This is a genomic window from Kitasatospora sp. NPDC057518, assembly GCF_042802075.1.
GTDB lineage: Bacteria > Actinomycetota > Actinomycetes > Streptomycetales > Streptomycetaceae > Kitasatospora.
The window spans coordinates 1-9,978 of sequence record NZ_JBHVEU010000323.1; the positions used below are offsets into that span (position 1 = coordinate 1).

9 protein-coding genes and 1 pseudogene are annotated in these 9,978 nt (G+C 75.3%); 5 read left to right on the top strand and 5 right to left on the bottom strand.

Features of this window, described 5'->3' with window-relative positions; all coding sequences use genetic code 11:
• Positions 1 to 847: pseudogene (locus tag ACFU7Z_RS27805) on the bottom strand (hypothetical protein); the annotation flags it as partial.
• Entirely contained in the window at positions 834 to 1,358 is a 525-nt protein-coding gene (locus ACFU7Z_RS27810) for a SigE family RNA polymerase sigma factor (protein ID WP_049660912.1), read from the bottom strand. The pseudogene ACFU7Z_RS27805 and the gene ACFU7Z_RS27810, both read right to left, overlap by 14 nt.
• A gap of 219 nt (positions 1,359 to 1,577) precedes the next feature.
• Between ACFU7Z_RS27810 and ACFU7Z_RS27815 the strand changes: the two genes are divergently transcribed.
• On the top strand, positions 1,578 to 2,390 hold the full coding sequence (locus ACFU7Z_RS27815) for a maleylpyruvate isomerase family mycothiol-dependent enzyme (protein ID WP_074005407.1): 813 nt from the start codon (positions 1,578 to 1,580) through the stop codon (positions 2,388 to 2,390).
• A gap of 73 nt (positions 2,391 to 2,463) precedes the next feature.
• On the opposite strand, the gene ACFU7Z_RS27820 is transcribed toward ACFU7Z_RS27815, so the two are convergent.
• Positions 2,464 to 2,748: a hypothetical protein gene (locus tag ACFU7Z_RS27820; RefSeq protein ID WP_117484918.1), complete on the bottom strand. Its 285-nt coding sequence runs from the start codon at positions 2,746 to 2,748 to the stop codon at positions 2,464 to 2,466.
• Between the two features lie 110 nt (positions 2,749 to 2,858).
• On the bottom strand, positions 2,859 to 3,317 hold the full coding sequence (locus tag ACFU7Z_RS27825; protein ID WP_049654428.1) for a MarR family winged helix-turn-helix transcriptional regulator: 459 nt from the start codon (positions 3,315 to 3,317) through the stop codon (positions 2,859 to 2,861).
• 145 nt (positions 3,318 to 3,462) lie between these two features.
• On the opposite strand from ACFU7Z_RS27825, the gene ACFU7Z_RS27830 reads away from it, so the two are divergent.
• The 4 genes from ACFU7Z_RS27830 (at position 3,463) to ACFU7Z_RS27845 (ending at position 8,403) form a co-directional block, all read left to right on the top strand.
• Complete coding sequence (locus tag ACFU7Z_RS27830) at positions 3,463 to 4,719, top strand: alpha/beta hydrolase (RefSeq protein ID WP_375876076.1); 1,257 nt, start codon at positions 3,463 to 3,465, stop codon at positions 4,717 to 4,719.
• Between the two features lie 122 nt (positions 4,720 to 4,841).
• On the top strand, positions 4,842 to 5,375 hold the full coding sequence (locus ACFU7Z_RS27835) for a PadR family transcriptional regulator (RefSeq protein ID WP_380780380.1): 534 nt from the start codon (positions 4,842 to 4,844) through the stop codon (positions 5,373 to 5,375).
• Positions 5,372 to 6,058, top strand: coding sequence for an ABC transporter ATP-binding protein (locus tag ACFU7Z_RS27840; RefSeq protein ID WP_380780382.1), 687 nt, complete (start codon positions 5,372 to 5,374; stop codon positions 6,056 to 6,058). Before ACFU7Z_RS27835 ends, ACFU7Z_RS27840 begins: the two co-directional genes overlap by 4 nt.
• Positions 6,055 to 8,403 (top strand): FtsX-like permease family protein, encoded by a 2,349-nt coding sequence (locus ACFU7Z_RS27845; protein WP_380780384.1) that lies wholly within the window; start codon positions 6,055 to 6,057, stop codon positions 8,401 to 8,403. The genes ACFU7Z_RS27840 and ACFU7Z_RS27845 overlap by 4 nt, the downstream gene beginning before the upstream one ends.
• 92 nt (positions 8,404 to 8,495) lie before the next feature.
• On the opposite strand, the gene ACFU7Z_RS27850 is transcribed toward ACFU7Z_RS27845, so the two are convergent.
• Positions 8,496 to 9,575, bottom strand: a complete 1,080-nt coding sequence (locus tag ACFU7Z_RS27850; protein ID WP_074005413.1) for a hypothetical protein — start codon at positions 9,573 to 9,575, stop codon at positions 8,496 to 8,498.
• Positions 9,576 to 9,978 lie beyond the last annotated feature (403 nt).

Here is a 9,978-nt window from a genome sequence, read left to right on the forward strand (position 1 = left end):
GGCCCGGCGAGCGGCCGCCCGGCGGGGCGGAGCGGACGGAGTCGAAGGCCTGCCGCGCCTGGCGCACCGTCGGGTCGGAGGCCTGCCGCAGGCAGGCCGTCACCTCCACCACCGCGGCGGGGCCGTCGCGGTCGATGGCGCGCAGGCCGGTCAGCTCGCGGTCGCCGCCGAGCGCCGCGCACTCCTTGTCGAGGGCCGTGTCGCCCAGCCCGGACGGGTCCGGGCCGAGCTTCTCGGCCAGCCCCTGGCCGTCCACCAGCCGGAACGCGAGGACGGCGCCGTCCACGGCCAGCCGCCCGGCGAGCGGGCAGCGGGCCGCGACCGTCGCGCACGACGGGGCCGCCCCCAGCGGCTGGGTGCCGAGGTAGCCGAACCGCTCCCGGGGGTCGGCGCTCGACGCGGCCAGGGCGTGCCAGTTCACCGGCGGGTCGAGGACCATCTCGGGCAGCCGGGGGAAGAAGACCGTCGCCCCGCTCCCGGCGGACGGTTCCCCCGGCACCGTCGGGGCGGGCGAGACCGACGGGGCCGGCGCCGCCGCCGGGGGCGACAGGACCGGGGCGGACACGGAGCCCGCGGGCCCCGTCGCGGCCCCCCGCACCGGTGCCGGCGCGAGCGCGGGCGCGGCGGCCAGCACGGCGGCGGTGAGTCCGGCGGTGAGGCCCGCGGCGAGCCCGGCCGCCCGCCGGCGGCGCCTGGACCGCTCGACCCGGGCGAGGACGCGCTCCATCCGGTCCTCCGGCGAACCGAGGGCGGGGACGGCCCGGTGGAGCAGGATCCGCAGCTCCTCCTCGTCGTCGGGCCCGCCCTCGCCCGGACCGTACGGGTCGAGCAGGTCAGCGCCGTTCACGGGGTCCCCCGTCCAGCAGGAGTTCCCGGGCCGGCAGCCGGCCGCGCAGGCCGGCCAGCGCCCGGTGCGTCTGGCTCTTGACGGTGCCCGTGCTGCAGCGCAGCACCTCGGCGGTCTCCTCGACGCTGAGGTCCTCGAAGAAGCGCAGCACCACCACGGCCCGCTGACGCGGCGGCAGCGACCGCACCGCCTCGGCGACCACCCGGCCGAGCACCACCCCGTCGTACGGGTCCGGGCCCGGCGGCGGCTCCGGCAGTTCGCCGTGCGGCAGCTCCCCGGTCCAGCGCCGCCGCCACCAGGAGACGTGGCAGTTCACCAGGACCTTCCGCAGGTACGCCTCGGGCCGGTCGGGGGCGATGCGCGTCCATCTGGGCCAGACCTTGGCGAGCGCCGTCTGCAGCAGGTCCTCGGCCTGGTGCGGGTCGCCGGTCAGCAGCCAGGCGGTGCGCAGGAGCTTGGGCCCGCAGGCGGCGACGAACTCCTCGAAGTCCGGCGGTGTCGCGTTCGTCATCCTGCCGTCGTCCCCGCCATGGTGTCCGTGCCGTCCCCGTCTGCCGTGGCGGCCGCCCGGGCCGCGTGTTCGTTCTTGCTCTCACGGCAGCTCGACGCGTCGGGGGGCGGTTCGGGTTGCCTGCGGGCGCGGACCCGCGAGCCGCTCCGGGAGTCGGCCCGGTGCCCCGGGCGGTGCGGACCTGGACAGCGGCGCGGCACTCGTCCACGCTTCACCTCCATGACTCTCCCCCCGCACTCTCCCGGTGCCGCGCGCACCGCGCTCTTCGAAGAGGTCACCGCGGTCGGCGACGAGGCCGTCGCCCTGCTCGCCGGCTGCCGCGGCGACACCCGGATCCCCGGCGCCGAGTGGACGGTCGCCGAGGCGGCCGCCCACCTGGCGATGGCCAACGAGCTGATGGCCGCGCTGGCCGCCGGCGAGGAACGGCCGTACGGGGACGGCACCCCGGGCTCGCTGGCCGCGGCGAACGCGGCCTCGCTGGCCGAGCGGCCCGAACGGGACCCGGACGTGCTCGCCGAGGAGATCGCCCGGCGGGCACGGGAGTTCACCGTGGCGGCCGCCCCGCGCGCGGGCACCGAGCCGGTGTCGACCCCGCTCGGCCGGATGGACCTGGACACCCTCGGCGCCTACCTGCTGACCCACATGCTGGGCCACCTCTACGACATCGCCGTCGCCCTCGGCCGCCCGCACCCGATCGACCGGCGCCGGGTCGGGCTGGCGATGCCGTTCGTGCGCACGGTCATGCCGCGGGTGACGGACGCCCGCGCCGCGGCCGGCCACAGCGCCTGCTACCGGCTGCGCGGCCGGGGCCTGGACGGGTTCGCGGTGACCTTCACGGACGGCGCCGCCGCGGTGAGCCAGGACCCGCCCCGCCGCCCGGACTGCACGATCCTCGTCGAACCGGTGGCGTTCCTGCTCATCGCGCTGGGCCGGCGCAGCGCCCCCGGCGCCCTGCTGCGCGGCGAGGTGCTCGCCTGGGGCCGCCGCCCCTGGCTGGCCCCGTCCTTCCCCGGGCTGTTCGCCGCCCCCTGACCCCTGACCCCTGACCCCTGACCCCTGACCCCGCCGGGCGGCCCGCCCGGGCCGGGGCCGGGGCCGGGCCGGGTTACGCCGGACCGGGGGCGCGGGCCGCCGCGCCCCCCTCGGCGTCGCGGCACGCCCCGCAGGTGTTCCAGCGCGGCCGGCCGGGCCCGGGGGAGCGGTGCGGGGCGAGGGTCATCTCGGAGGTGCGCAGGCCGCACAGGGTGAGCGGCCCGCAGACGCCCGAGGCCTCCGCGGGGGCGGCGTGCGCCATCCGTACCGGGTTCTCGGGGTCCGCCGGCACGCGGCCGGGGCCGAGGATCCGCACGTTGGTCGGCGTATCGGGTTCGAGCACGATGACGGTGTCCACCTCCACAACCTCGCCGCAACGCCGCCCCCCTGCACCCGCACAGCGGCATCCGGCCCAGCCCCGGCGCCCCCGGACGTCAGGGGCGCCCCCGCTCCGGCTGGTTCACGGCGTCACAGCCGGTCGTAGACGGCGGACAGCCGCTGCAGCACCTCGGTGGCCCGGTCGAGGGCGTCGTCGTCGTAGTCGCCCAGGTCGCCGTGCAGGGCGTCGGCCAGGGCCCGCTGGCGCTGGTCGTGCAGGGCCCGGCCGGTGTCGGTGAGGGCGACCAGGACGGAGCGCTTGTCCTCGGGCTGGCGGGTGCGGGTGACGTAGCCGGCCGCGACCAGGCCGTTGACCAGCTGGGTGGTGGCGGCGCCGGTGGTCTCGGTGCCGGCGGCGAGCCCGCCGATGCTGAGGGGGCCCTGTTCGGCCAGGGTGCGCAGGGCCCGGGCGTGGGTGAGGGAGAGCGCGCCGGGGGTGCGGGTGGCGCGTCCGCGCAGCCGGGCGTCGGCGGCGCTGAGGCGGTAGGCGGCGCGCGCCAGGCGGTCGAGCGCCCGGGCGCGGTCGTCGGTGGGTGGCGGCTCGGCCATTGGTCGGTCCTCTTCGTCGGGTTGACAGCAGCCTAGCCTCGGGACTTAATAGCTAAGTACTTATTCATTAAGTGCTTAGCCAACTGGATCCCGCCGGGGGACCCGCAACCGGATCCCCCCGTCGGACCCCGTAGAGGAGACCGTCATGACCGTCCGTTCCACCGGCCAGAGCTGGGCCCTGGACATCGCCCTCGCCCAGGGCGGCTTCGACGCGCTGCACCCCGAGGCCGTCGGCACCATGGAGCAGCTGGGCCACGACCACACCGACTTCGCCAAGGTCTTCGCCCTCGTCAGGAGCGGCGCGATGCTGCCCAAGGCGTGGGCGACGGTGGCCGGCCAGGCCGAGGAGCGCGCCGCCCACCACGAGCGCGGCGGCTTCGCGCAGACCGCCGCCGACCTCTACCTGAGGGCGGCCGTGATGTGGGGCCGGGCGCAGTACTCGCTCTTCGACGCCGCCGACCCGCGCAAGGCGGCCATGCGCGAGCACGCCAACCACTGCGTGGAGCGCCTGGGCGCGCTGCGCGAGGGCCGGGTGCGGCGGGTGGAGCTGGACTTCGAGGGCTCGCGGATCTTCGCCCTGCTGCACCTGCCGGCCGGGCCGGTCCGCAACGCGCCGGCCGTCATCCTCGGCCCCGGGATGGACATGATCAAGGAGGACTACATCTGGGCGGCCGAGCGCTACTACACCTCGCGCGGGATGGTCGCGCTGTCCATCGAGGGGCCGGGCCAGGGCGAGAGCCGCGCCGGCGGGCTGACCGTCGACCTCGGCAACTACGAGCGGGCGATCGGCCGCTACCTCGACCACCTGGCCGCGCTCCCGGAGGTCGACGCCGACCGGATCGGCATGTTCGGCATCTCGATGAGCGGCTACTGGGGCTCCCGGGCCGCCGCCGCCGACGGCCGCCTGGCCGCGCTCGCCGCCTTCGAGGCCGTCACCGGGGACTTCGCCACGATCTTCGAGCGCGCCCAGCCGACCTTCAAGAACAACTACATGTACATGGCCGGGTACACCGACGAGGAGGCCTTCGACCGCGACCTCGCCCACCGCATGCCGCTCGGCGACCTGGTGGCCGACATCGCCTGCCCGGTGCTCCACGGCATCGGCGAGTTCGACGAGCTCACCGACCTCGCCCAGGCCCTGGAGAGCTTCGAGCGCATCCGGGCGCCGAAGGAGCTGCGGGTCTACGAGGACGAGTTCCACCCGCTCGGGGGAGTGGCGGCCGAGGTCTTCCGGTTCGGGGCGGAGTGGCTGGAGCGGGCCCTGGCCGGCGAGTTCACCGACCCCGGACGGGACGTGCGCCACTACGTCCACCGCGACGGCCGCACCACCGACGGCAGCGCCGACCCCACCTGGTGGCTCGGCACCGCCCCCGCCCCGCTCACCGCGCTGCGCCGCGGCTGACCCGCGCGGACGGACGGCCACGCCCCGGGGCACCTCCACGCCCCGGGGCGTTCCCCCGAGCCCTGCGGCTCTGCGCGCCCGCTATACATGCCATGTATACATGGTGTGTATAGTCCTTGATCATGTCACTCGGACAGATGCTCCTCGGCTTCCTGGAAGCCCAGCCCCGCCACGGCTACGACATCAAACGCCTCTACGACGAGCACTTCGGCCGCGACCGCGCCCTGCACTACGGACAGGTGTACGCCACCCTCTCCCGCCTGCTGAAGAACGGCCACGTCGTCGTCGAGGGCGTGGAAGCCGGCGGCGGCCCGGACCGCAAGCGCTACGCCATCACCGACGCCGGCGTCACCGACCTCGCCGACTGGCTCGCCCACCCCGAGGACCCGCAGCCCTACCTGCAGAGCACCCTCTACCAGAAGGTCGTGCTCGCCATCCTCACCGGCCGCTCCGCCGCCGACGTCCTCGACACCCAACGCGCCGAACACCTGCGGACCATGCGCGAACTGACCCGCCGCAAACTCGCCGGCGACCTCGCCGACGAACTGATCTGCGACCACGCCCTGTTCCACCTCGAAGCCGACCTGCGCTGGCTCGAACTCACCGCCGCCCGCCTCGACGACCTCACCGCCCGCCTGACGGAGACCCAGCGTTGACCACCGCCGAACCCCTCCTCCACGCCCAGGACCTGCACAAGTCCTTCGGCCCCACCCCGGCCCTCGCCGGCGCCTCGCTCACCGTCGCCGCCGGCGAACTCGTCGCCGTCATGGGCCCCTCCGGCTCCGGCAAGTCCACCCTCCTGCACTGCCTCGCCGGCATCACCCGCCCCGACCAGGGCACCATCACCTACCAGGGCCGCTCCCTCACCACCAGCACCGACAGCGAGCTCAGCGCCCTGCGCCGCACCGACTTCGGCTTCCTCTTCCAGTTCGGCCAACTCGTCCCCGAACTCTCCTGCCTGGAGAACGTCGCCCTCCCGCTGCGCCTGAACGGCACCCGCCGCAAAGCCGCCGAAGCCCGCGCCGCCGAATGGCTGGAACGCCTGGAAGTCGCCGACACCGCCGCCAAACGCCCCGGCGAGATCTCCGGCGGCCAGGGCCAACGCGTCGGCGCCGCCCGCGCCCTGATCACCGGCCCCCGAGCCGTCTTCGCCGACGAACCCACCGGCGCCCTCGACTCCCTCAACGGCGAACGCGTCATGAAACTGCTCACCCGCGCCGCCCGCGAGAGCGGCGCCGCCGTCGTCCTCGTCACCCACGACGTACGGGTCGCCGCCTACGCCGACCGCGAGATCGTCGTCCGCGACGGCCGCACCCGCGACCTGGCCACCACCCGGTGAGCGCCACCGACCCCCGGGTCCGCCGACCGCACCTGGACCAACTCGCCCTCGGCGCCCGGCTCGCCGTCACCAGCGGACGGGACGGCTGGGGCCGCCTGCTGCTCACCGCCTGCGGCGTCGGCCTCGGCGTGGCCCTCCTGCTCTTCACCGCCTCCTTCCCCGGCCTCGTCCACCACCGCGACCAGCGCCTCTACACCCAGAACGACACCTTCCGGGACGAGGACCTGCCCACCCCCGGCGACCGCACCGTCCTCGTCGCCACCGCCGACACCGCCTTCCACGGCACCCCCGTCCGCGGCCGCGTCGTCCAACCCGAAGGCCCGAACGCCGCACTCCCGCCCGGCCTCGCCGCCTACCCGGCCCCCGGCACGATGGCCGTCTCCCCGGCCCTCGCCGACCTCCTCAAGGACCCCGCCAACCACCTGCTGCGCGAACGCCTGCCCTACCCCGTGACCGGCACCATCGGCCCCGCCGGACTGCTCGGACCCGGCCAGGCCGACTACGTCCTCGGCGGCGACCACCTCTCGGTCGACACCGGCGCCGTCCGGATCACCGCGTTCGGCCACTTCTCGCCGCCCAAAGACATGGACCCCAAACTGGTCCTGCTCAACGCCGTCGGCCTGACCGTGATGCTCGCCCCGGTCGGCGTCTTCCTCGCCGCCGCCGCCCGCTTCGGCGGCGAACGCCGCGACCGCCGGCTCGCCGCACTGCGCCTGGGCGGCGCCGACCGCCGGATGACCGCCCGGATCGCCGCGGGGGAGTCCCTGGTGGGAACGGTGCTGGGCCTGGCCGCGGGAACGGCGCTCTTCCTCCTCGGCCGGCAGCTCATCGGACGCGTCCGCCTCGCCGGATTCAGCTTCTACCCCGAGGACGTCGCACCCCAGCCCGCCATCGCCGCCGCGATCGCCGTCGTCGTCCCGCTCATGGCCGTCGGCGTCACCCTGCTCGCCATGCGCCGGGCCGCCCTCGACCCGCTCGGCACCGTCCGCCGCTCCGACCCCGGCCGGCGCCGCATCGGATGGCGCCTCATGCTGCCACTGGCCGGCCTGTCCCTGACGGTCTTCGCCCTCACCCTCTCCGACCCGGCCCAGGGCACCCGCGGCTCACTCCTCGTCGCGTTCGGCGTGCTGCTCACCCTCACCGGCGTCTGCACCCTCCTGCCCTGGCTCGTCGAAGCCGTCACCCGACGGGCCGGCGGCGGCCCCCTGTCCTGGCAACTCGCCACCCGCCGCCTGCAGACGGGCTCCGGACCGGCCGCCACCGCCGTCAGCGGCGTCGTCGTCGCCATCGCCGGCGCCATCGCCCTGCAGACGCTCTTCCTCGGCATCAGCACCCAGTACGAGCAGTACGCCCGGCCCCAGCCCACCACCGGCCCCTACCGGCAGTCGGTGACCTTCCCCGGCGGCGCCCCCACCGCCGAGGCCCTCGCCGACCGCCTCGCCCGCAGCCCCGGGATCCAGGCCACCGCCGCCTACACCGAGTTCGCCCTGGAGAGCGCCACGGCCAAGTCCTGGGAACTGCCCTCGGTCCGCATCGCCTCCTGCGCCGTCCTGCGCGGATTCGCCACCCTGCCCCACTGCGAGGACGGCGACGCCTTCGCCCTCCAGGGCCCGACCGCCCGCCCCGGCACCGACCCCGTCCCGCCCGGAACGACCGTCCACGCCGCCTACTACCGCGGCACCGGCGAACCGGCCCCCTTCCCCCTGCCCGCCCCGACCGCCACCGTCACCCCCGTCCAGGACGCCGACCCCAACGGCCGCATCGGAGCCGGCCTGCTCCTGCTCACCCCCGCCGCCGTCCCCGCCGACGCCCTGCGCGGACAGCCGGCCACCGTCCTGGTCTCACTCGCCGACGCCCTCCCGGACCCGAACGAACACCTCACCACCGCCGTCATGGCGATCGACCCCCAGGCCCGCACCGAATTCCCGCTCGACCCCGCCCCCGACGCCACCTACCTCGCCGTCAAACGCCTGCTGACCGCCGGATCGGCGATCACCCTCCTGCTGGTCGCCCTCAGCCTGCTGGTCGGCCAACTGGAACGCCTGCGCGAACAGCGCCGCGTCCTCGGCGTCCTGAACGCCGTCGGCACCCCCCGACGCGTCCTGGCCCTGTCCGTCCTGTGGCAGACCCTCCTCCCGATGGCCCTCGGCCTGGCCCTGGCCACCGCCGCCGGCCTCCTGACCGGAACGGTCCTCCAGTACTCCTCCGGCGTCCCCCTGAACACCGACTGGGCCTCCATGACCGCCATGACCGCCACCGCCGCGGGCGCCGTCCTCCTCACCACCGCCCTCGGCCTGCCCCAACTCCTGCGCCTGATGCGCCCGGACGCCCTGCGCCACGAATAACCCCGCCCCCCGCCCGGACGGCGCCGCCCGGGTGGGTGACGGTCAGCCGGCCCGGGCGACGGCCCCGGGCCGGTCGACCGTCACCGGCGCGGTCAGCCGCCGGCGGCCGATCCGTTCGGGACCGGCCGCCAGGGGGAGAGGTCGACGGCACCCTGGACGTACCCGGCCTTGTTCCAACTGCCGTTCGCGTGGCGGACGGTGTGGAAGAGCGTGCCGCTGCTGGTGCAGGTCTCGAACACCAGGTGCAGCTCGTTGTCCACGTTGGCGCCGTCGGCGCCGCACACGTAGAAGGGCTGGTCGAGGACCTGCTGGCCGATGGGCCCCCAGCCGCCCCAGTTGCCGTCGGAGGTGCGGATCGTGTGGTAGACGGCGATCTGGCTGTTGTTCACCACGGCGACCTGAAGCTGTCCGTTGATGCCCGCCGCGACCACGTCGTGCGGCGCACCCCACGGGGAGGGGGTCCCGGCCGCGCCCATGATGTTGCCCCAGCCGTCCCAGGTGCCGTTCGCGTGCCGGATGGTGTGGAGCACGCTTCCGTCGTTCGACACGGTGGCCACGATGTGGAGTTCACCGTTCACCTCGGCCGTCGCGAGGCTGGAGAACCGGTCCGAGGCGAGTCCCGGAGGGGCACTGATCGCCCCCCAGGGCTGCCAGTTCCCGTCCGGGCCCTCCACGGTGTGGACGAGCCGGCCCGAGGGGTCGATCGCCGCCAGCTGGACCTGGCCGTTCACCACCGCCGCGCCGGCCCTGCCGGTCTGGAAGTACTGACTGGAGAGGGGCAGTTCCGCCAGGCCCTTCATCGGGGTCGGCGCGGGCCAGCTGCCGTCGGGCTGCTGCGTCGACTGGACGAACTGCGTGCTCATCGGACCGGAGTACCGGAGGCCGAGCAGCCGCAGCCGTCCGGAGTCGACGACGGTCGTCCAGTACCGGAAGCTGTAGAACTGCGGGACCTCCCTGGCGGCGTCCCAGGTCCCGTCCGGCGCCCGACGGGTCTGGACGACCTTCCCCGGATCGGCGCGCAGCATCAGGTTCAGCCCGGCGGTCGGCGCCTCAGCCGTGACGGCCCGGGGCGCGGCACCGGCCGGCGCGGCCGTCATCACGGCGGCGAGCGCCACCGCCGAAGCCAGCATCGAGGCGACGCGCCCCCGGTGCCGACGCTTGGTCTTCCACATGTCGTGTTCCCCCCTGCGCACATGGGCCCGATCGGGCCGGGTGCTGTCCTATCAGAGCCCGAAGGTCGATGGAAAGCGAAAAAGCCACCCGCCGACTGCCGGAGACAGCCCGCCTGCCCCCGCCCTGTCCAACCGTCCCGGCCCGGTGGCCGGGCCGACCCGAAGCCCCCGCCCCGCTACCGCCGCGCGACGGGGGCGATCATCAGGCCAAGATGGCGCCGACCGCCGGCGCCGGGACGGATGGCCTCGCCGCGCAGAAGAGACGGAGTGCCGCCACGATCCAGCCCGTACACGACAGAGTCGGGCTGCACCCGGACCGAGCGGAGTCCGATCGCGCTCAAGGACGCCCGGGCCGTCGTCGCCGCGTGCGAGGAGACGGAGCACTGCCGCTCCCGGTGCGAAA

Coding starts and splice junctions, on each gene's coding strand:
- ACFU7Z_RS27810 (WP_049660912.1), bottom strand. CDS start 1,358: ATGACGAACGCGACACCGCCGGACTTCGAGGAGTTCGTCGCCGCCTGC.
- ACFU7Z_RS27815 (WP_074005407.1), top strand. CDS start 1,578: ATGACTCTCCCCCCGCACTCTCCCGGTGCCGCGCGCACCGCGCTCTTC.
- ACFU7Z_RS27825 (WP_049654428.1), bottom strand. CDS start 3,317: ATGGCCGAGCCGCCACCCACCGACGACCGCGCCCGGGCGCTCGACCGC.
- ACFU7Z_RS27830 (WP_375876076.1), top strand. CDS start 3,463: ATGACCGTCCGTTCCACCGGCCAGAGCTGGGCCCTGGACATCGCCCTC.
- ACFU7Z_RS27835 (WP_380780380.1), top strand. CDS start 4,842: ATGTCACTCGGACAGATGCTCCTCGGCTTCCTGGAAGCCCAGCCCCGC.
- ACFU7Z_RS27850 (WP_074005413.1), bottom strand. CDS start 9,575: ATGTGGAAGACCAAGCGTCGGCACCGGGGGCGCGTCGCCTCGATGCTG.